The sequence below is a fragment of the Paenibacillus alginolyticus DSM 5050 = NBRC 15375 genome, from assembly GCF_000422905.1.
Lineage (GTDB): Bacteria > Bacillota > Bacilli > Paenibacillales > NBRC-103111 > Paenibacillus_E > Paenibacillus_E alginolyticus.
The window spans coordinates 177,140-198,810 of record NZ_AUGY01000001.1 but is presented as its reverse complement, the minus strand read 5'-3'; the positions used below and the strand labels follow the sequence as shown (position 1 = coordinate 198,810).

At 44.5% G+C, this 21,671-nt stretch carries 14 protein-coding genes; 1 reads left to right on the top strand and 13 read right to left on the bottom strand.

Going from position 1 to position 21,671, the window contains the following annotated elements; all coding sequences use genetic code 11:
• Nucleotides 1–14: 14 nt before the first annotated feature.
• Nucleotides 15–182, top strand: coding sequence for a hypothetical protein (locus tag G519_RS51220; protein ID WP_154669521.1), 168 nt, complete (start codon nucleotides 15–17; stop codon nucleotides 180–182).
• On the opposite strand, the gene gyrA is transcribed toward G519_RS51220, so the two are convergent.
• The 13 genes from gyrA to G519_RS0100985 form a co-directional block, all read right to left on the bottom strand.
• On the bottom strand, nucleotides 173–2,614 hold the full coding sequence (gene gyrA, locus G519_RS0101045) for a DNA gyrase subunit A (protein ID WP_029193096.1): 2,442 nt from the start codon (nucleotides 2,612–2,614) through the stop codon (nucleotides 173–175). The two genes, G519_RS51220 and gyrA, sit on opposite strands and share 10 nt — an antisense overlap.
• A 24-nt stretch (nucleotides 2,615–2,638) precedes the next feature.
• Nucleotides 2,639–4,606 carry a DNA topoisomerase IV subunit B gene (gene parE / locus G519_RS0101040; protein WP_029193095.1) on the bottom strand — a complete coding sequence of 656 codons (1,968 nt, stop codon included), beginning with the start codon at nucleotides 4,604–4,606 and terminating at the stop codon, nucleotides 2,639–2,641.
• A gap of 28 nt (nucleotides 4,607–4,634) precedes the next feature.
• Complete coding sequence (locus tag G519_RS0101035; protein ID WP_029193094.1) at nucleotides 4,635–5,627, bottom strand: ABC transporter permease; 993 nt, start codon at nucleotides 5,625–5,627, stop codon at nucleotides 4,635–4,637.
• A gap of 15 nt (nucleotides 5,628–5,642) precedes the next feature.
• Entirely contained in the window at nucleotides 5,643–6,605 is a 963-nt protein-coding gene (locus G519_RS0101030) for an ABC transporter ATP-binding protein (protein WP_029193093.1), read from the bottom strand.
• A gap of 14 nt (nucleotides 6,606–6,619) precedes the next feature.
• Nucleotides 6,620–7,438: a GDSL-type esterase/lipase family protein gene (locus G519_RS0101025; protein ID WP_029193092.1), complete on the bottom strand. Its 819-nt coding sequence runs from the start codon at nucleotides 7,436–7,438 to the stop codon at nucleotides 6,620–6,622.
• Nucleotides 7,439–7,670: 232 nt separating this feature from the next.
• Nucleotides 7,671–9,518: an ABC transporter ATP-binding protein gene (locus G519_RS0101020; protein ID WP_029193091.1), complete on the bottom strand. Its 1,848-nt coding sequence runs from the start codon at nucleotides 9,516–9,518 to the stop codon at nucleotides 7,671–7,673.
• Nucleotides 9,515–11,356: an ABC transporter ATP-binding protein gene (locus G519_RS41235; protein WP_084159955.1), complete on the bottom strand. Its 1,842-nt coding sequence runs from the start codon at nucleotides 11,354–11,356 to the stop codon at nucleotides 9,515–9,517. The genes G519_RS0101020 and G519_RS41235 overlap by 4 nt, the downstream gene beginning before the upstream one ends.
• A gap of 270 nt (nucleotides 11,357–11,626) precedes the next feature.
• Nucleotides 11,627–15,331, bottom strand: coding sequence for a dynamin family protein (locus G519_RS0101010; RefSeq protein WP_029193090.1), 3,705 nt, complete (start codon nucleotides 15,329–15,331; stop codon nucleotides 11,627–11,629).
• A gap of 170 nt (nucleotides 15,332–15,501) precedes the next feature.
• A complete protein-coding gene (locus G519_RS0101005; protein WP_029193089.1) occupies nucleotides 15,502–15,777 on the bottom strand; it encodes a hypothetical protein in 276 nt (91 codons plus the stop codon).
• Between the two features lie 26 nt (nucleotides 15,778–15,803).
• The gene (nth, locus tag G519_RS0101000; RefSeq protein ID WP_029193088.1) at nucleotides 15,804–16,475 is read right to left on the bottom strand and encodes an endonuclease III; all 672 of its coding nucleotides are present in this window, start codon (nucleotides 16,473–16,475) and stop codon (nucleotides 15,804–15,806) included.
• Nucleotides 16,476–16,669: 194 nt separating this feature from the next.
• A complete protein-coding gene (locus G519_RS0100995; protein ID WP_029193087.1) occupies nucleotides 16,670–19,384 on the bottom strand; it encodes an S-layer homology domain-containing protein in 2,715 nt (904 codons plus the stop codon).
• Nucleotides 19,385–19,413: 29 nt separating this feature from the next.
• On the bottom strand, nucleotides 19,414–19,992 hold the full coding sequence (locus tag G519_RS0100990) for a GerMN domain-containing protein (RefSeq protein ID WP_036631728.1): 579 nt from the start codon (nucleotides 19,990–19,992) through the stop codon (nucleotides 19,414–19,416).
• A 69-nt stretch (nucleotides 19,993–20,061) separates the two neighbouring features.
• Complete coding sequence (locus G519_RS0100985; RefSeq protein ID WP_084159954.1) at nucleotides 20,062–21,501, bottom strand: N-acetylmuramoyl-L-alanine amidase family protein; 1,440 nt, start codon at nucleotides 21,499–21,501, stop codon at nucleotides 20,062–20,064.
• Nucleotides 21,502–21,671 lie beyond the last annotated feature (170 nt).

Sequence of the window (21,671 nt, the reverse complement as noted above, 5' to 3'; positions counted from 1 at the left end):
AGGAGTGGTTTAAGGTGGAAGCTTGGAAAATTGAGCTTGGTAAGAAAGCACTCGAGGCTGGCATAATGAAAGACCCACAGTGGCTGGATCGATTAGATGAACCGATGCCCCTGTGGGTCCTATTGGAGTTAGCTTTTATGCTCATTGAGAAGCTGGATCCACCTACAATCAGCTATGATTGAGGGAATCTCAGGATCTCTACGATCGCATCTGTTTTGGAAACAGGAATAAGTTGTTTACCTTGCGCTTTTCGATCCTCTAGAGGTGCTGTCTCTGTTGAGAAACGCAGCTTCTCTCCATTACTCATGATAGCCGTAATGAGATAATCCATTTTCACGATAAATGTGCGAATTAACGCTGAACCGTTAGGTCTCACACGCTTGCCTTCTTTAAATTCGAAGGTAAGTATGCCTTTCCCGCCGCGTCCTTGGATCGGATAGTCAACGACTAGAGAACGCTTCGCATATCCGAGATCCGAGATGACCAACACTTCCCCTTCATCCCCATAAATCCACTCGGCCGAGACGACTTCATCGTCTTCTTTGAGCTGGATACCGCGCACACCCGCGGCCGCACGGCCCATCGGGTTCACTTCCTCCTCACGGAAACGGATGCTCATGCCCTGCTTCGTGACAAGCAAAATTTCTTTCGTATTGTCACTTAGGTGTACTTGCAGGACTTCATCATTATCACCGAGTTTACAGGCCACAATTCCGTTTGAGCGGTTTGTCATATATTCTTTCAGCTCTGTACGCTTCACTTGTCCTTTGCGTGTAACGAAAACAAGAGACTTGGTCGGATCCTCAAAGCCTTTCACCGGAATAACGTTAACGATGCGATCTTCCTTGGCAATAGGAATGACATTCACAATCGCGGTGCCGTTCTCTTTCCACTTGTACTCAGGTACTTGGTGAACAGGCAGCAAGTAATATTGACCTTTTTTCGTGAAGATCAACAAGCTTTCAATCGTATTCACATCGAGCAGGAAGCGTAAGTAATCGCCTTCCTTCAGTCCTGTATTCTCAAGCTCTCCGCCTGATCGTGTGAAGGAAAGTTTGCTCGTCCGTTTCAAGTAACCTTCATTGGACAACGTAACCAGGACGTCCTCCGCGTTCACGAGTACTTCAAGATTAACTTTCAGTTCTTCTACTTCACCTTGGATGTCCGAGCGGCGGTCAATACCATACTTCTTGCGGATTTCGCCCATCTCATCTTTAATTACGCCTAACAGCTTCTTCAAGCTGCCAAGGATACCACGTAAGTAGGCAATCGTTTTCTCAACATCTTTCAACTCTTTTTCAAGCGTTGTGATCTCTAGATTCGTTAATCGGTATAATTGCAAAACAAGAATTGCATCTGCTTGCCGCTCTGAAAATCCAAACTTCTCAACAAGGTTATTTTGCGCATCCTGCCGATTCTTGGAAGCTTTTATCGTTGCGATAACCTCGTCTAGAATGTTAAGGGCTTTGACAAGTCCCTCTAACACATGTGCACGGTCTTCTGCTTTCTCGAGCTCATATTGAGAGCGAAACGTAACAACTTCCTTCTGATGCCCAATGTAAGCTTCAAGAATTTCACGAATACCCAATTGACGAGGTGCTTTATTCACAATCGCAACCATATTGAAATTGTAGGTTACTTGCAAGTCTGTTTTCTTTAGTAAGTAAGCCAAAATACCCTGGGCATCAGCTTCCTTCTTAAGCTCCACGACAATTCGTAACCCATTACGACCGCTTTCATCACGTACCTCGGCAATCCCTTCGATTTTCTTCTCAAGCCGAATGTTCTCCATGGCCGTAACCAGACGAGATTTGACAACTTGATATGGAATTTCCGTGATTACAATTTGCTGTCTACCGCCGCGCATATCTTCTATCGCCGTTTTTGAACGTATGTAAATACGGCCTTTTCCCGTGCGATAAGCTTCACGAATGCCTTCTTCACCCATGATAATGCCGGAAGTCGGAAAATCAGGTCCTTTGACGATTGTCATTAATTCTTCGACTGTGATCTCAGGCTTGTCGATCATGGCTGTGCAGGCATCAATGATTTCACGCAAATTATGCGGTGGAATTTCCGTTGCGAACCCGGCTGAAATCCCGCTGACACCATTCACGAGCAAATTCGGATACCGCGCTGGGAGCACGACGGGTTCCTTCGTGGAATTATCGAAATTATCCTTGAACATGACCGTACGTTTCTCGATATCACGCAGAAGTTCCATCGCGATCTCAGAAAGTCTAGCCTCTGTGTAACGCATAGCTGCCGGCGGATCATCATCTAGTGATCCCCAGTTGCCATGGCCATCCACAAGTGTATGGCCCATCTTCCATGGCTGCGCCATACGAACCATACCATCATAAATGGAGGCATCTCCGTGCGGATGGTAATTCCCCATGACATCACCGACGGTTTTAGCCGATTTACGATAAGGTTTATCAGGGGTATTGCCAGAGTCGTACATCGCGTACAAAACACGTCGTTGTACAGGTTTCAAACCATCCCTTACATCTGGAATCGCGCGATCCTGAATAATATATTTAGAATAACGCCCGAAACGATCGCCAACGATCTCCTCCAGAAAGGCAGGTAAAAACTCTTCTAATATGCTCATCTTTCATTCACCACTCTTTTTGGTCTACTCTACATATTCGGTAAAATCGACGTTCTCGATAATCCAGCGCTTGCGTGGATCTACCTTATCGCCCATTAATGTTGTTACACGTCGTTCTGCTTTAGCGGGATCTTCAATCTGTACTTGCAGCAAGGTACGGCTTTCCGGATTCATTGTCGTTTCCCACAGTTGCTCCGGATTCATCTCACCAAGACCTTTATAACGCTGCAGCTCGGTATTTTTACCAAGTTCCTTGACAACAACCTGCAGCTGATCGTCCGTCCAAGCGTACTTGTGTCCAGCATTCTTGCCTTTTCTTGTCACTTTATAAAGCGGAGGCTGTGCGATGTACACCTTGCCCTGATCGATCAATGGCTTCATATAGCGGTAAAAGAAGGTCAAAAGCAGGACCTGAATGTGCGCACCGTCCGTGTCTGCATCTGTCATAATAATAATTTTGCCGTAATTCATTTCTTCTGCTTCGAATTCAGAGCCAACTCCAGCCCCAATGGCGGCGATGATCGCTTTGTATTCATCATTTTTCATAATATCGAGAAGCTTGGACTTCTCGGGATTCATCGGCTTTCCTTTGAGCGGTAAAATCGCTTGGTGCTTGGAGTCACGTCCTTGCTTAGCGGAACCGCCGGCGGAATCTCCTTCGACAATGAACAACTCATTACGCTGCAAATCCTTTGATTGTGCAGGGGTTAGCTTACCATTCAGGTTCGAGCTCTCACTCTTTCCTTTTTTACCGCTGCGAATTTCTTCCCGCGCTTTGCGAGCTGCTTCTCGTGCTTTGGAAGCTTGTACAGCCTTCTTCAGCATCATTTGTGCGATTTGCGGATTTTCCTCCAAGAAAACAGTCATTTTATCGGAAACTACCGCATCCACTGCACTTCTTGCATTAGCACTTCCAAGCTGATCTTTCGTTTGACCGACGAATTCGACGTCGCCCATCTTGATATTGATGACAACCATCATACCTTCTCGAAGGTCGGTACCATCTAGATTTTTTTCTTTTTCTTTGATAATGCCCCCTTTACGGGCATATTCATTCATGACGCGTGTATAAGCTGTCTTAAAGCCAGTCTCATGCGTACCGCCGCCGCGGGTTGGGATTGAGTTAACGAAAGAAGCGATCGTTTCCGTGTAGCCATCATTGTATTGCAGGGCCACCTCGACTTCGATTTCATCTTTTTCTGCGGCAAAGTGAATCACAGGATGAAGAACCGTTTTCTCCTCATTCAGGAATTCAACAAATTGACTTGCGCCACCCTCATATTGAAAAGTGTCCAACTTATCCGAACGTTCGTCTTTCAAGTTAACGAGCAGTCCTGAGTTCAGGAAAGCAATTTCTTGCAGACGTTCAGCTAAAGTATCGTAGTTTATGGTTGTGCCGCCTTGGAATACGCGTTTGTCTGGCTTGAAGGTTACTTTTGTCCCTGTACGGTTCGTATTTCCTACGACTTCAAGTCCAGTAACCGGTTCACCAACATGCTCGATTCCCGCATCGTCGACCCAATATTCAAAGCGCATTTTATGCACTTTGCCATCTCGGTAAATTTCTACTTCCAGCCATTCGGATAAAGCATTCGTTACCGATGCGCCAACACCATGGAGTCCGCCAGACTTTTTATAGCCTGAACCACCAAATTTGCCGCCGGCATGTAAGATCGTAAATACAACTTGCGGAGTTGGAACGCCGGTTTTATGCATACCGGTAGGAATCCCCCTCCCATTATCCTGAACCGTAATGGACTGATCTTTATGTATCGTCACATTAATTTTGGAACAATGTTTGGCAAGATGCTCGTCAACTGCATTGTCCACAATCTCCCAGATCAGATGGTGAAGACCTGATGCACTTGTACTACCGATATACATCCCTGGTCTTTTACGAACCGCTACAAGACCTTCCAGGACTTGTATATCATCAGCCTCATAATTCGATGTTGGGGCTATTGCTTTCGCAAATTCTAGCTGCTCGGACATTGAAGCCCTCCTTTATCTAAGTTAACCGTTAATTCAAAACATCTTTTCGTGAAAATACCGTAAATGACACAATGAGTGAAGCGATCGCCCAAACACTTAAAACGCTTAGTGAGAAGGTCAAGTCCATCCCTTTAATAGGCGGAAGGCCTCCAGTTAAATACTTGGTTAAGTCCAAATTGACCATAAACAAATATTTCGCCGTTTCCCAAGACGACACCATGTTGGAAAGAATGGTCCCTGATATTAATACGGCAAGCATGACCCCCATACCTGCTGCTGTGGAACGAATGAGAACCGATAGCATTAGTGACATAAGTGCAACAACTAATGCTGAGAACCAAACCAATCCAAACTCCATGATAAGAAAGAACCATTGATCAACCGCACGTACAAGACTGAAATCCACTTCCGTACCTGTTAGCTGAATACCTGTAAATACAGGCATCGTCCATCCGTTATAGCCGAAAACAACACCGGAAATCAAATAACATAAGACGCCAGTGGACAATACAGTTAGCGAAGTAAAGAAGACAACCGTAATTAATTTACTCAATAGGATTTTCCATCGCCGGACCGGTCTTGTCAACAATAATTTAATAGTCCCCGTAGAATGCTCAGATGATACGATGTCAGCGGAAATGACCATGATAATGAGCGGAATGAATAAACCAACCGCATTTTTCACAAACTCGCGTGTAAAAGTAACCGCATTCGGTGTACTCGGATCTACATCCTTTTCAAGATAATAGTTAGCGATTTGAATTTGAACTCTAAGCTGTTGTTTCCACTCATCCGGCGTTCGAGCCGAGCTTAGACGCTTTTCCCAGTCGGCAATTTTCTGCCGTTGGTCCGCCTTCCAGTCCGTTGTACCAAACTGCTTTTGTGTATTTTGGGCAACTCGCATTTGAGCATAAGTGAACATAGGGATTAATGCAAGAAGTATTAGTAGGATAACATAAAAGCGCTTTTTCTTAATCATCTTAATGCATTCATTTTTAACAAGAGCATATAAGCTAAGCAATTCTTTCACCTTCCCCTACTCAATTCTTTCACCTTCGGTTAGGCTCAAGAACAAATCTTCCAGTGTTGGATTTTTGATTTCTACAGCATACAGGCTAATTCCTTCTTCCATCAAATGTTGACTTACCTGCGGGACGTTTTCTTTGTCCATTTGAGTAACGATTTGTTTCACCGTGGAAGGTAAGCCGATTGGACTTTCTTGAGAAATTTCCTCAATGGCCTGCACAAGTGGGGACGCCTCTAAAAGCCCCTCGGCCTTGTCGGCCGGAGACACGGACCACACCACTTTGCCGCCTTGAGCGACCAAATCATCGACGGCACCCACTTGAATGACTTCACCATGACTAATGATGGCTACACGATGGCACATCTGCTGAATCTCGCTAAGTAAGTGACTGGATACGAACAAGCTAAGTCCACCCGCAGCCAAACGCTGAATGAACTCCCTCATTTCCTTAATCCCTTGCGGGTCAAGACCATTCGTGGGCTCGTCCAATATCAACAAACTAGGCCGTCCAAGTAGTGCCTGTGCAATACCGAGTCGTTGACGCATACCAAGGGAATAGGTACGTACCTTATCATGAATGCGTTGATCCATGGAGACAATCTCAACGACCTCTTGGATTCGTTTATCATCGACATTCGGCAGCATTCTTGCAAAATGTTCAAGATTTTCCCAGCCCGTCAAATAAGAATATAGCTCAGGATTCTCGACAATACAACCTACATGGCGCATTGCTTGATTATGCTCCTTGTGAACATCGTGTCCACATATCTGAATAGACCCTTCAGTCGGACGTATTAAATCAACGAGCATCCGAATCGTCGTTGTTTTACCTGATCCATTGGGCCCTAAGAAACCAAAGATCTCACCCGCAAATACATCAAATGAAATCCCTTTAATAATCTCTTTATTTTTAATTCGTTTTTTTAAATTTTTCACAGATAAAACCGTGGTTTGAACTACTGCTACAGCCATCTGCTTGGCCTCCCCTACTTCAGAATTTGTACAATCCGATCGGCAATGCGCTCATAGCCGTCCCCGTTAGGATGAAAATGATCGGCTGATGACAAATATTTGATCAAATTTTGTTCAAATAGATCATAGGTTGGGACAATAGCCATATGAGGATAACGATTCATCATCTCAAAAACACTGCTATTCCATCGCTGTACAATAAGCGAACCTTCTTTTTTGGGATCTAAATCAAGAAAAGGATGATATAAGCCAACGTACAACACAGTTGCATTCGGATTAGCCTTATTAATTGCTTGAATGACCTTATCCATTTTGGCCAGCGCAGGATCTACGCGTTTAAGTGCACCCTCTGGGTTGAACTCCGTCTGATTTTCTCCTGTAAAAAGCCCTTCCCCGCCAGCAAAAATATCATTGCCACCAATCGTGAGTAAAATGATATCTGCCTGAGCGAGTGCATCCTGCGTTTTTTTCAGCGCAAGATCAGAGAGAAGTTGGTCACTCTTATAGCCTGGAATCGCCAGATTATTAAGCACGAATACTGGCTTACCGCTTTCCTTCTCCAGCTTTTCGCGGACACGTCCTACGTATCCTTTGCCAGTGTTATCACCTGTTCCAGCAGTTAATGAATCACCAAGCGCAACAATCTGAAGCTTGCTTTTACTCTCAATCATCGTTTCTTTCTTAGGTACTAATGACGATACAAGATTGAGGTCTCCAGATGCTTTGGGAAACCATATTTGATTCGCCGCGTAAGCAAAACCTACTGCGAAAACAATCGTAGATATCGAAGCTGTAAGGCCAATTGCGCCCCACATAAAGCGAGATGATCTCAAGGAAGTCCCCTCCTGCGAATAAATGGCATAATTCACTCTAAGAGTATAGCTTCTTGAATAAATTTGCAAACATTACAATAAGGAACGGGGCCACAGGCGATCGTGGGTTGCCACATTTATGCTGGCTGTATTTCAGCAAAATGGGAGGGCAAGTGCTGTTTGAGACATCCACGTATTCACCGAAAAAAGCCGTTTAACCGCCGCAGCAGCTAAACAGCTTTTTCTCAGAATTTTAAACCGCGTCTTGCAAAAATTTGTATTGGGCTTGAATAAGTCCATGGTAAATCTTTTGTTCTTTCATGAGCTCTTCATGATTACCGATCTCCATCATACGGCCATGATCGAGTACTACGATTTTATCAGCATTCCGAATGGTAGAAAGTCGGTGCGCGACGATAAAGGAGGTTCGGCCAGCAAGCAGCGTTTTGAGAGCTTCTTGGATTTTGAGCTCAGTATCCGTATCAATACTAGCCGTTGCTTCATCCAAGATAAGAACACGCGGGTTCGCAAGCAGTGCCCTGGCAAAGGAAATCAACTGACGCTGACCCATCGAGAGTACGTTTCCGCGCTCTTGAACTTCTGTTTCATAGCCGCTTGGCAAACTCATGATAAAATCATGTGCATGAACAGCCTTGGCTACAAGTTCAATCTCTTCATTGGTAGCATCCAAGCGACCGAAGCGAATATTTTCTCTAATCGTTCCCGAGAAGATAAACGTATCTTGCAGGACAACTCCAATTTGGGAGCGCAAGCTTTGAATGGTGACATTTCGAATATCGTGCCCATCAATAAGAATTTTGCCTTCAACTGGATCGTAGAAACGGCACAATAAATTCATAATCGTACTTTTACCCGAACCTGTATGACCAACAAGCGCGATGGATTGTCCAGCTTGAACATCTAAACTAATGCCGTTGAGAGCTGGCCTACCAGGCTCATACTCAAATACGAGATTCTCAAACATCACTTTGCCTTGGATGCTCGGCAGATCTTTAGCGCCTTCGATTTCAGCTACAGTGGGTTCCTCATCGATAAACTCGAAGATCCGCTCCGCTGAAGCCATTGCAATTAGCAATTGCGAATACATTTGACCTAACCGCGTAATAGGTTCCCAGAAATAGCCTATGTATGTAGCGAAGGCAACCAACAAACCGACCGATATTTCTTCCGTTTGAATTAAATGGGCGCCTAGCCAGAACAGAATGCAGTAGCCAACAGCTCCTGTAATTTCAATGAGTGGACCAAATGATTGGTTGAGCATTGAAGCACGGTTCCAAGATAACCGATTGACCATATTCATTTTGGTGAAGAATTGAATATTTTCTTTTTCTTGTGTATAGGCTTGTGTAACTTTAATACCTTGTATGCATTCATTTAAATGCGCATTCAGACGAGATTGCTTCATCGTCACGTCCTGCCAAGCACGACGAATCTTTTTCCGAAGCTGAGTCGAAATGAGGAACATAATCGGAACGGTAACGATGATTGCTGCACCTAATTTGAAATTGAACGTCAATAAAATAATAATAATGCCGCAGAGCTGCACCACATCAATTAATAAGTTAACAACACCATTCGTAAACAAATCTTGCAATGAATTCACATAGTTTGTTACTCGAACGAGTACAGAGCCTGCCGGACGTGTATCAAAGAAACGAAATGACAGCTTTTGAATATGACTGAATAAATCATGACGCAGATCGTAGATAACCCGCTGACCAATCATATTCGTATATTTAATACGGAATGTGTTGGCTAACCATTGAATGACATATACGGCAAGCATGATCCCAACGATTAGAAAAAGTAGATTCTTGTCCTTGGGAATGATGGATTTATCAATGGCTTCACGAATGAGCAGCGGAATCGTCAGCTTGGTGATTGCCCCTACCAACATCATAATAATGATAATAGGCAGCATCTGCTTCTTATAAGGCTTCATATAACTAAATAAACGTTTTAACTGACCCCAATCAAAAGGCTTTTCAATCAGTTCATCATCTTGATATACGAATCGTTGCCCCACTTGGGAATCTTCTCTTTTGGCAGATGCCTCGGCTTGCGTCGAATTAGTACTCAATGTGCTAACCTTCTTTCTTGCGATGGAGAATGGTTTACTGCATTCAAATTCAAATCAGCATCCGTATCCTTAGTTGCCGCAGCCTGGATGCTTGCAGCCGTTTTCTGAGGCCCATCCGCATACTGAATGTCATAGGTTTGACGATATAGCCCTTCCTGCTCCAACAGATCCTGATGTGTGCCTCTTTGTACAATTCGTCCTTTATCCAAAACAATAATTTCGTCGGCATGCTTCAAGGAAGAAATCCGGTGAGCAATGATGAAGGTTGTACGTCCTTTCATAACCTCGCCGAAACCTGCTTGAATCTCATGCTCTGTTTCCATATCAACCGCGCTTGTCGCGTCATCCAGAACGAGAATTTTAGGATCCTTGATAAGTGCCCTAGCGATGGCAATCCGCTGCTTTTGACCGCCAGACAAGCCTAGACCACGCTCACCAACCACTGTGTCATACCCTTCCGGAAGTTCCATAATGAAATCATGCGCTTTGGACAGCTTAGCTGCTCGAATAATGTCATCCATCGTTACATCTTTACGTCCATAAGAGATATTGTTGCGTATTGAAGAGGAAAACAAAAATGTTTCTTGGAAAACAGTAGCAATCTGATTGCGATAGCTTTCAACTTGTAAAGAGCGAATATCTTGACCATCTAACATAACCTTGCCTTCTTTAACGTTATAAGCTCTCATTAGCAAGGATATCACTGTCGTTTTACCCGAACCTGTACTGCCCAATAGCCCTATAACAGAGCCTGGAGGAGCATCAACCGAGAAATCATAAAGGGCAGGCTGTTTTTCCGGATATGAAAATGTGACATGATCAAAGCGCACATGACCTTTAATATCTTCACTCTTCAAAGCCGTTGCATCTTGTTGATCTTTCACATGCATGTAATGATTCAAAACTTCCAAAATTTTCTCACCAGAAGCTTTGGTTTGAGTAAAGTTATTGATATGAAAGCCAAGTCCCCACATCGGTCCAATAATGTACCAGATAAGACTGAAACAGGCAACGAGTTCGCCTAACGTAATGGTAGTATCGATGACCATGTACCCGCCAACGCCAAGCAAAGTGACGACACTTAAATTCGCCAAAATTTCCATGATCGGAAAATACTTCGCCCAGATCCCTGAGGTTTCGATATTCATGGCTTTGTAGTCCTCATTGCGTGCTGAAAACTTCGTTACTTCATGCGGTTCGCGCGCAAACGATTTCACCGTTCGAACCCCAGTAATATTTTCTTGCACCGCAGTTGTCATCGTACTGAGAGATTGACGCACCATCCGAAAAGCAGGATGAATTTTACCTTCAAAACGAATTGCGGTAAACGCCAGAAATGGCATCGTTATCATCGTAAGTAAAGCCAGTTTCCAGTTAATCGAAAACATCATCCCCATACCGAAAACTAGCATCAACATCACGTTTAAGAGCTGAGCAAAGCCGAATCCGATAAACTGTCGAATGGCCTCCAAATCAGCAGTCAATCTAGACATTAAGTCCCCAGTTCTTGCCTGATCATAGTATTGAAAAGATAAGTACTGAAGCTTGTTGTACAGCGCATTACGCAAATGATACGCGACGCGGTTACCTAGTCGACCTCCGCATAAGCCGTGAAGAAATTGAAACATCCCCTTCATTGATACGACTAGTACGACTACAAGCGCTAATCGGGGAACGAGCTCAAATTGTTTCTTCGTGATCACGTCGTCGATTAAATACCGCAGTAAATTCGGATAAACGAGACCGAGCGCGGTTGCCACAGCTAGACATAGAATTGCTCCAAAAAATAATTTTTTCTCTGGCCAAAAATACGGCTTCAGTTGCCTGAACACTTCCACTTTGGGGCCCCCTCCTCAAGAAGGATAATTTGGAAAAGCTTAGAAAGCGTTTTATTACCTAATGAATCTTAACACCATCCCTATTAGCGAGCAATCAGAGGATACGAGGATTTAAACGCTTAAATGCCCATAACTTCACAAAAACTTGCAGGAATCCCCCTTATTCTTTAAAATCATCCCGATACCCATCAATGTAAGCCTTTACATGACAATACGCAGTAAAGGGTTGGCCAAGTTCTTTTGAACCTGACCAACCCTTTTGTTTAATCATTAAACAAAAGCTTTTAATTGATGCTGTTTGGATATAAGTTCGTTCAAATCAATCTTCATTTCGAGCGCATCGCGAAGCCCTTCAGCATGTTCATTCAGCTGTTGCAGCATCAGATTTTTCTGTGTGGCTAGCCAATTTTCCAACTGATTCGCATACGCTTGTTCAAGCTCCACGGTTTGCTGCTCGATAAATTCTGCAATCGGTGTGTTCATCCGATTTTCCAAATCTGATCGAAGCTTGCTTTTGCCATCGCCTTCGAAAAATTGCTTCGCATTTTTGAAATGACTTTGGAGAAGCTTCAAGGTTACATCTGGAACTTCTAGTTTAGACGTAATTTCAGGTGTTGCGAACTTACTCGATTCATACGTTCCACTTTCGAATCCTTCCAGCAGCTCACCAAGCTGCTCTTCCCAGCGCTTTACACGGCCCTTGCTAATCAGATTCATGCGATTTTCAACCCGAAGCGTTGTGGCCAATACCTCTTGTGATAAATCATAACCAATCATACGCAGCAGCTCGCCCCAAGCAGATTGTAATGCTTGCTTCGGATCTCTGGCATCATCCCTGAAAGTCGATGGATTAAATGCATAATTGTATAATTCACCGAAACGGTACATCGTGCGCTGCTTGACGTAGTACAATAGCTCCTGAATTTCTTTCTTTAACTCTTTGAGCTCCGCGTCATACAGGGTATTTTCCAAAAGCTCAACTCCCGCATGCTCCGCTTGTCCGAGCTTGGTTAACTGAAGCTTTCGTTCTTCCTCCCCGGACTGCGCACGCTCCAGCCACTGCTGCATAGTTGCAATCGCGCGATTCAGCTCCAAATTAGCAGCATGGATAGCGACATCGCTAAGCTCATTAAACGTGAACTTCACGAATTCTTGCTCAAATGGCTGAATGCCAGATTGAGTAACCAACGCTTCGTTCCCGTTTATTTTGCCTTCTGCGGCCAAATAACTGGATATTGGATAAATACGCGGATTTCGGATGCCGTGCTGCAGCAAATTCGTTTCCACATGCTTAATGACGCCATTTAATTCTTCCGAGCTAGCGGCAAGATCAGCCGCATTGACGATGAAAAACATTTTATCCATCTCAAAGCTATCCTTTACCCGACCGAGCTGCAAAAGAAATTCGCGGTCTGCCTGCGAGAAGGCGTGATTGTAATAAGTAACGAAAAGAATAGCATCCGCATTTTTAATATAGTTAAAAGCTACCCCGGTATGACGGGCATTAATGGAATCGGCCCCTGGCGTATCAACGAATATAATGCCTTGTTCCGTCAATGGATTGGAATAATATAATTCAATAAATTCAACAAAACAGGACTTAGACTCGTCTGCAACATAGCTTGGGAACTCGTCTTTGGTGATTTTCAGTTCTGTGCCTAAATGATCTTGGGCGAGGGCCCAGCCTTTCTCCACTGCCTTCAGGAAGGAATAGTGCGGCTTTCCTTTGGCTGTAACGTCATCTGGAGAAAGTGCGCTTATGCGTTTGAGCGCTGATGCCATGTCTGTCGCCTGCACGCCGAGTATGTCCAAAGAATAAAGCACGTCCTGCAGAATCGCGTCCGTCTTCTTCATCTTGACCTTGGCTGTGCCATGCGGCCAACCTTCCTGCGGCGGCATGATCTTGTTGATTGCCGCCGTCGTTGGGTTCGGCGAGACCGGCAGCACTCTTTCGCCAATCAATGCATTGGCGAAAGAGGATTTGCCGGCACTGAAGGCGCCGAACAGGGCGATCGTGAACGTCCGCTGCCGCAGACGTTCCGATTTCTCGCGCATGGAGCGCGCGATCGACCTCATCGACGGCAGGCCTTCGATGAGGCTGGAGGCCGCCTGCAAGTCGGCGGCCTTGCGCTCCATGCGCCTACCATGTTCACCTGAGGTGAACGTGGTAGGCGCTGAGGCAGCTGCCTCCACTGATGACGCAGCTGCAGTGCCTGCGGCCGCGTCATCAGTCGTAGCAGCGGCCTGCAGGATCGTGCCCATGGAGGTCACGTGCAGCCCCCCGCTCAGCGGGGCGGCTGCCGGCTCCTCCATGGCCGTGTACTGCTGCGCAGCCGGCAGCGCCGGCGCAGACGGTCTAGGCCAGCTGGCCATGCGCAGCAGCTGGGCCTCTGCCTCCGCCTCGGCTTCCTCGAGGCGCTGCAGTTCCCGGCAAGCGCTGAGGCGGACGCCTAGCGCTTCGAGCTCTGCCGCAAGCGCGTCAGCCGCTTGCGCCCCTCCTTCGCGGACGGCAGCCGCGATCAGATCAATCACCGCAAACGCCTGTTTGCGGTACATCTGTTTGATATCAGCTGACACCTGCTTCATGAAGTTGAGCGTATATTCGCCTCCGAAGGTTGCGCCAGCGTTCACTTGTGCGGCCAGCCACTGTGTGGTCACATCAACCTTCAACGCTTCGATTTGCGCTGTAAGGGCAGGATCATGCTGCCCTTGCTCCTGAGCAGCTCTTTTCAAAGCATCCCTAAGATGCCAATCCAGCTGCGCTTCTACTTGTTCAGCCAAGTCCGCCTGAAACGCACTTAAGCGTTTCTCTGTCTCCAGAGCTGTTTGCGCAGCTCTGGAGAAAAAGCCGACCTTGAACCCGGGTTTACGGCTCTCCAAATACGCATGAGCCTGATCCCTGGTCAAGGCTGGTGTTATATTGGCATTCTCGATAATCATGCCAACTTCCTTACGGAGGGCCGCCGTCAACGCTTCCGGCCGTCCCTTCACCTCCGCAAGCGCTTCCTGCTTCGCAGCAGCTTGCGCCTGAACTTCCTGCACGTCACCCTCCTGGCTGATTTGCTCCATAAGCGCCGCTTTCTGCGGCTCATGCTGATCAGCCAACCATTTGCCGTGCTCCGCTGCAAGATAACGCGCGGATGCGTCGATACTGAAGCTTCGCAGATCATCCCCGCGCTCAATCAAACGGCTTAGGAGCCATTGCAGTTTAGCATACTCATTATGCGGATGGCTGGGCTCCTTCATGGTCACGAACAGTAAATCATCCGGCTCGATACCCCAGCTTAAGAAAGCTTGTTTCGTCCCCTCCTGATACTGTGCAAAAGGAAGCTCCCATTCTTTGTGCTTATCAATCATATTTACAACTAGATAGAGCGGCTTTCCCCACTCCTTCATCTTCTTCGTGAACGCGAGATTGACTTCAGATTGAACATGGTTGTAATCCATCACATAGAAAACGACATCGGCCAGATGTAAAGCAGACTCCGTAGATTGATGATGGGCATCATCCGTAGAATCAATCCCTGGCGTATCAAGCAGCGCCGTGTGACTGCCCAGAAATGGAATCGGATACGTAATCTCTACGGTTTCAATATCCGTACCATTTACGCAATACGCTTCTAATTCTTCAAGTGCAATCGTCTTCTGTTTTCCTTTATTGTTTACGTTGCCATCCTTCACGCGATGCGTAACATGAGCACCGGGTGATCCATTGCGAATACTCACGATGTTTGCACTTGTAGGTATTGGGCTGGAAGGCAATAAGGCGTGCCCACAGAGCTGATTAATCAGCGTTGATTTCCCTGCTGAGAAATGACCGCAGAACGCTATATTCATCCGTCCAGTGTCTATTTTGTCAAGCAGCTGACCTAGCTTGCTTGCGTTATCGTAATCCCCTTTGGCTTGCAGATTAACCTGCATGTTTCTGATCGCATCCGGCATGACCGAGATGCTTATATCCACCATTTGCGTCATTCGTCCATTCCGCTCCTTATGATCCGTTCTTCTATCCAAACATAACCAAGGATAAACGACTCCGTCGTCCTTCAGGACGAGAGCGTTTGTCAAGGTAGATGCGAAGCAAAAGTATAAAACTTATACTTTCTTATCTACAGAAAAAAATCTCCCAAAGGGAGATTTAGGTTTTAGGACATTACTGCTTTTTCTTTTTCCGGCAAGAAAATCTCAAAGACATCGCGATGCTGCAAAATCGTAATGTCGGAGTCTTTTACTTTCATAACAACGACTTCGGATTTTGTTTTCATCTTGTCTATGTAATTCTGAGGAACTTCACCGGATTCACTGACTGTTACACCTTCAATGACTTTTTCCTCATTATCGGCTAAGGGTGTGTTAATGACTTGCTCATAAATATCAGAGAACAGTTCAAAGCTATTGGTGTATACGGCGATGCATTTCATTTCAAATCCCATCCTTTGTCTGCATATCATTTGTTTGTAATAGTTTTCCTAATTGCACTTGGTTTCATACGTTTCTTGCCCTCACGGCAATTGTTGAGCAATGGACATATCGTGCACTGCGGGTTCTGAGCTTTGCAGTGATACCGACCGAAGAATATGAGACGATGATGTGTTTGAGTCCACTCTTCGCGCGGAACCTTCTTCATCAGCTTCTTTTCAACTTCAAGTACCGAATCGTCCCAGCCAACTAATCCTAGTCTTTTGGACACTCGCTCGACATGGGTGTCTACGGCAATTGCAGGTACCCCGAAAGCGTTCGATACGACGACATTTGCTGTTTTACGGCCAACGCCGGGCAGTTCGACCAAGTGTTCGTGCTTCTCTGGAATTTCGCCTTCAAACTTGTCCAGCAGCAATTGACACAATTTTTGAATATTGCTTGCCTTATTTCGAAATAATCCAATCCGTCGAATGTCTTGCTCCAGTTCCGAAAGTGGAACCGCTAAGTAATCTTCAGGACCTTTATATTTCTGAAATAAATCCAATGTCACCTTATTCACGGTTTCATCGGTGCATTGAGCTGATAGTAATACAGCAATCGTTAATTCAAACGGATTACTGTGGCGCAGCTCGCAATGTGCATCCGGAAAGAGCTCACCGATTGTATCCAAAATATGCCTTACTAGCTTCTGTGTCATGTCTTTACTTCCTTAAGGTCGTAATAATCTCCAGTGTAGCGAATTGTGGCGTTAGAATCAATGCTTGAAAGCGTCAAAATGCGAACATTTTCTAAATAATTGCCATATTTATTTTATAAATTAGAAAAAAAAACGCCTGTAATAGAAGTCAAGCTCCTAATATACAGACGGATGAACTTTATTTTCGTTCAATTTTATTTCTCAATCTCAACAATTTTATCGTCTAACACATAAAGAGTTACTTGATCCCCAGCTGCAAAGGATGCTGCAGACACTACGTCTGCTCCTTTATGGAAATAGGCTCTTGGGAAAATGCTATACGCCGTTTTTTCTCCTGAGCTTGTAGCTTTGAAGTAAAATTGGTTCACGACGTTATTATAGCTATCCACTTCTCGCTTAGAACCTACAGCTACTTGAATAATCATTTTGTCAGTCGCATCTTTCATCACTTGAACACGATCGCCCACTTTGATGGAAGTGAAACTCCATGCTACGCCGCCATTAAGTTTAACGCTATAGTTGCTGCCTGCGTTAATCACTTGACTTTTACCTGAAAAATCTTGAACGGTCAAGCTTGCGCTAGCTGCATTCACAGCTGTAACCTTACCGCGTACAGGACTGATCAGTTCTGCTTTTACAACAGCTAGACCTTTAAACGTCAGCTTCACGTAATCATCAAGAGCAACGTCTGACATAGATCCTACACTTTGATCTGCTTTGACGATGGGTACACCATCCAGAGAAACGACATACGAAGTGTTAGCTTCATCCGTCACAGTAATTTGCTTGCTGTTCACATTAGTTAAAACTGTTTTATAAAGTGCCGTTTTACTAGTCACAATTTTCGTGACAATCCCCTGATCGAAGCTTAGTAATAGACTAACGTTGTCCCCAACTTTTAGATCGGACAGTGTGCTGTTAGGCTTATTCGCAAGCTCAACCTGTGGAGCGTATGTAAGCTTGAACGTCAAATTTTGACCACTGTCCGTTTTCAATGTTATATCATTCGTTTGTAAATTTAATTGCGTTAATGCGCCATCCAGTTGGGAGGACATTTTTATTTGCGTTACTGTGTTTTTTGAAACTAATAAATCAACATATTTACCTGCTGTGAAAGTACTGTTGAAACTCGAGAAAGGAAGTGTAGTTCCTGCATATGAAATAGAAACAGTATCAGTCATTTTATAAACATGCGGATTACCAGTATTATCGGTCACGGTTAAGTATTTCGATGTTGGATTGTAGCTATCAATTTTCGCAAAATATAAATTATCAATGGATCGATTCGTTACTGTAATTAATGTAACGTTGTTATTCAGTACATCCAGCTTAAGCTGATCTCCAGGAGCGATATCATAAATACTTGCTGTTGCTAAGCCATTGATACGTACTTGCACATTGTCAGCTAAAAAATAAGATGCTATTGGAACACCTACTGACTTTGTGATGGTTAAATATGTTTTGTCATCACTCAAATCTTTAAGTGTCCCCTCAACACTTACGCCGACATCCGCTTGCTTTTTAATGACGATCTTCACAATTTCACTGTTCTTAACCGTATACTCAACCAAATCTCCAACGTGAATAGAATTAATATCAACGAGGCTGTTATCTGGTAAAGTCGCAATCAAACTACTTGAAAAACCATACGTTTCAGGCTGCCCTGATACGGTATCGAGAAGCGTAATTTGCATGGCATCTTTGTTAAGCGTTTGAATCGCGCCATCTGCTGTTTTATTAACGGGTACTTGTTTAACTATGATTGATGTATATTTATCGGTTTTGACGATCTTGCTTTTGCGCAATTGAATTGTACTTCCATTTACGATAGAACCTAGGCTAAGCCCGCGTCCATCTGCATCTGTTACAGCGACATCCGGTGCTAAATCATAGCTCTCATAATCATCCAATGTGGCCTTGAGGCTGCTCATATTCAATTTCAATAATTTACCCTCATGGATATCAAGCTGAAGCTCATCACTTATGATTTCAACATAATAAGCTGTTCCATTCACCTGAACGAGAGAGACTTCAAACGTTTCTTGCAGCGTATTCGCAGCAATGGCGGTATCATTTTTATTTCCAAAGAAAACTGTATTCGGTGAAAGCTTATATGTACTCGTATTCCCGTCTTTGTCCATAAGCCCAATAGTGCCGCTCGTTAAGCTTGTCATGTACCCTTTCACAGCACGCGAAGGCAATGTAGCTAGCTCTTTTTGGGAGCGACTTAAAAAAGCGGCCATTTGAGCGCGTGTGACTGCCCCTTTAGGTTGGAACGTACCATCTTCAAAGCCATCCACAACCTTCAAAGCAACAGCTGCATTAACAAAACCTAATGTTGTGCTGCTAATGTCATTATTATCTTTGAATGCCGTTGGTGTCGTCGATAAGCTTTGTGCGGTGGACGCCTTACCGATAGCGCGAATGACCACTTCTGCTACCCATTCTCTTGTTGCCTTGCGCTGGCCCCATTTATCTTTGGACTTATCGCTTTGGCTTCTCACTTTCTCTTCCTCATTGGAGATTAAACCTTTTTGGAGAGCAATTGCTACATAATTTCGCGCATAGTTATCAACCAGCATGAAATCGGGAAAAACCGTTGTTGATGTCATGGCATCTACATCGCCTTGCAAGCCCATCATACGAGTAGCCATAATAAGAACGTCTTGCTGTGAAACCGAGTTCTCTGCCCGGTAAGCGCCATCCTCGTAGCCTTCGATAATGCCTTCTAAAGCAAGTTTGGATATATGTCGAATACCCCAATAGTCCGATTTTACGTCAGGGAAAGAAAGTTTTACATTGCTTGTTGATGTCGTATTTACTGACTCTGCTGCCGTAACGGTTGTCCCCGCCAGGCTTGTAACAATTAATGAACTAACAATTGCACTTGCTAATTTCTTGTTTTTCATCGTTGAATTAGACTCCTCTGCTACTACATTTAATTAGGTCGTTTAATTGGATACGGAAGCTCAATATGCCCCATTAAGCTATCCACTTGCTTGCCGTTTTTCAGCACATATAATGACTTCACTTCTGGAAATTGAAACACGGTTTTCTTCAAAGCTTGTAAAAATAACTCCTCACCCGGAGCGCCTAATTGCGTCTTGGGACCAAATTTGAGATCAATCTTCAATTCACCCTTAGCTTTATCAAATGAACTGCTTGTGAAAGTAAGATCATCAAATAAAGGAATCGCTTTAGGATCATCACTCTTTTTGAGTGCGTTCATTGCGGCTTCATACACGTCAGCATCCTGTTTGTAGCTGATTGTGACTTCTTTTTCTATAAGTTTCATTTCGTCCTGATCACTGTAAAAGGCTTTGACCTTTTTTTGTTTTAAAGGTTCTGGGGTTGGGGTTGGGGCAGGACTTTGAACCACAGTAGTAGGTGTCGGCACAATCGTTGCTTGCGGTGTTGCTCCTCCGACAAGCTGACCTTTCTGACCGCAGGCGGTAACAGACAACGTGATGGCACTTACAAGAACCACCCCATAGAATAGGCGACTTGTTTTGGTCATCTCACTCACTCCTTAGCGTTTTGCATAGCAAAACCAACTTCGAAAGCATTCGATTAAAGCTTTCGTTTCTTATTTGAGGTTTAGGTATTCTTTGATGGCAGCAACGATAGAAACCGCTACTTTGTCTTGAAAAGCTTCCTTGTACATGGCAGATTCATCGTTTTTATTGGACAAATACCCTACTTCGACCAGAACAGCTGGCATAGTGGTTTTCGTGATAACCCTGAAATCAGCTTGACGAACTTTGCGATCTGGAAATCCTGCAGCGGCAACCACATTTTTGTGGATGACATTAGCAAAAGCTATGCTTTCCGGTCTGTTATAATACGTTTCCGTTCCCGATACCGTAGCTTTGGCGCTATTCCCGTGAATCGATAGGAATAGATCCGATTGAATGTCGTTAGCAAAAGAAACCCGGCCATCCAGCGGGATGAACGTATCATCAGAGCGAGTCATAAGGACGTTAACACGTTTGTCCTGAACAAGAAGCTGCTCTACCTTCTTCGCTGTTGCGAGTGTAAAATCCTTCTCATGCTTGCCAGTTATGGATAATGCACCAGGATCGTTATCCCCGTGCCCTGCATCAATCACCACGGTTAACTGATGTTCCACTATCGTGGCTGTCCATTGATTCGTAAGCTTAGAAGGCTGAACGCGATAGTCAGCTGAGCCTTTCAAATCTAAAATAATACGTACTGTAGCCGGGTTATCAGAAAAATTAGAAAAGCGTACTTTCTCAACCAGAGGATGCTTAGATGGCAGCTCCCCCGTATTATTTACTAGCAATTTCTGGAGAGAAGGATCTAAAGATGTGTTAGGGAAATCAAACACGATGCGATTCGGGTTCGCTAATTTCATCATAGTCGGAACTAAAGAACCGTCTTTCGCGGCAACAGCTAACTCCTTCTCAGATAACACGATCGAAGTCAACAAGTGCGCATTCGGATCGACTGGTTTCGTCCCTGGATCTGTGCCTGTACCCGGTACTGGCGGTTTAGGAGGTTTTACTTCACCCGGATTGGAGTCACCTCCAACATCGATGGGGCCTGTAACTGGTTTGGAATCGGAATCATCTTTTTTGAACATATGAACGGAAGAGGTTAAAGAGTCCCATTTAAATTCAATACCCATAAGTTGACCAATGAAACGAAGCGGAAGCATCGTGTTGCCTTTTTCAATGATTGGCGCTACTTCTAAGCTTTCCTTCTTACCTTTAATCAGGGCTGTTTTACTGTCGATAACCAATTGAATGTTCATATCGTCTTTGACAATAGTTACCTTGCGGGTGGGTTCATCCCAACTCACCTTGGCACCAATTTCTTCAACGATAATTCTTACAGGTACAATCGTATTGCCGCTTACTATACGGGGTTGGACTTCGTTAGACACCAGCTTTTTTTCATTCATATAAAGCATAATTCCACTGGGAGATTCAGCTCCCATCGCATAAGTAGGAAGAAACAGCATGCAAACTAGCAGCATTAAACAAAACGCAGGAAATTTCATCATTCACCTCTATGTAATGTCGGAATTGGGGTTGTAAATTCTTACTCTTCAAATCTATCTTTTAAAAACTAGCAGCAACATGTCTAATGTATCAAAATATGTACATGCCCGACAGCAAAACCTCCGTTCAATCGACAATCTAGTAATCTATTAGACGCGCAAAACTGCCAAAA

Excerpts from the sequence above, each read along its gene's own strand:
- gyrA (WP_029193096.1), bottom strand. The coding sequence starts at position 2,614 with ATGAGCATATTAGAAGAGTTTTTACCTGCCTTTCTGGAGGAGATCGTT.
- parE (WP_029193095.1), bottom strand. The coding sequence starts at position 4,606 with ATGTCCGAGCAGCTAGAATTTGCGAAAGCAATAGCCCCAACATCGAAT.
- G519_RS0101030 (WP_029193093.1), bottom strand. The coding sequence starts at position 6,605 with ATGGCTGTAGCAGTAGTTCAAACCACGGTTTTATCTGTGAAAAATTTA.
- G519_RS0101010 (WP_029193090.1), bottom strand. The coding sequence starts at position 15,331 with ATGACGCAAATGGTGGATATAAGCATCTCGGTCATGCCGGATGCGATC.
- G519_RS0101005 (WP_029193089.1), bottom strand. The coding sequence starts at position 15,777 with ATGAAATGCATCGCCGTATACACCAATAGCTTTGAACTGTTCTCTGAT.
- nth (WP_029193088.1), bottom strand. The coding sequence starts at position 16,475 with ATGACACAGAAGCTAGTAAGGCATATTTTGGATACAATCGGTGAGCTC.
- G519_RS0100995 (WP_029193087.1), bottom strand. The coding sequence starts at position 19,384 with ATGAAAAACAAGAAATTAGCAAGTGCAATTGTTAGTTCATTAATTGTT.
- G519_RS0100990 (WP_036631728.1), bottom strand. The coding sequence starts at position 19,992 with ATGACCAAAACAAGTCGCCTATTCTATGGGGTGGTTCTTGTAAGTGCC.
- G519_RS0100985 (WP_084159954.1), bottom strand. The coding sequence starts at position 21,501 with ATGATGAAATTTCCTGCGTTTTGTTTAATGCTGCTAGTTTGCATGCTG.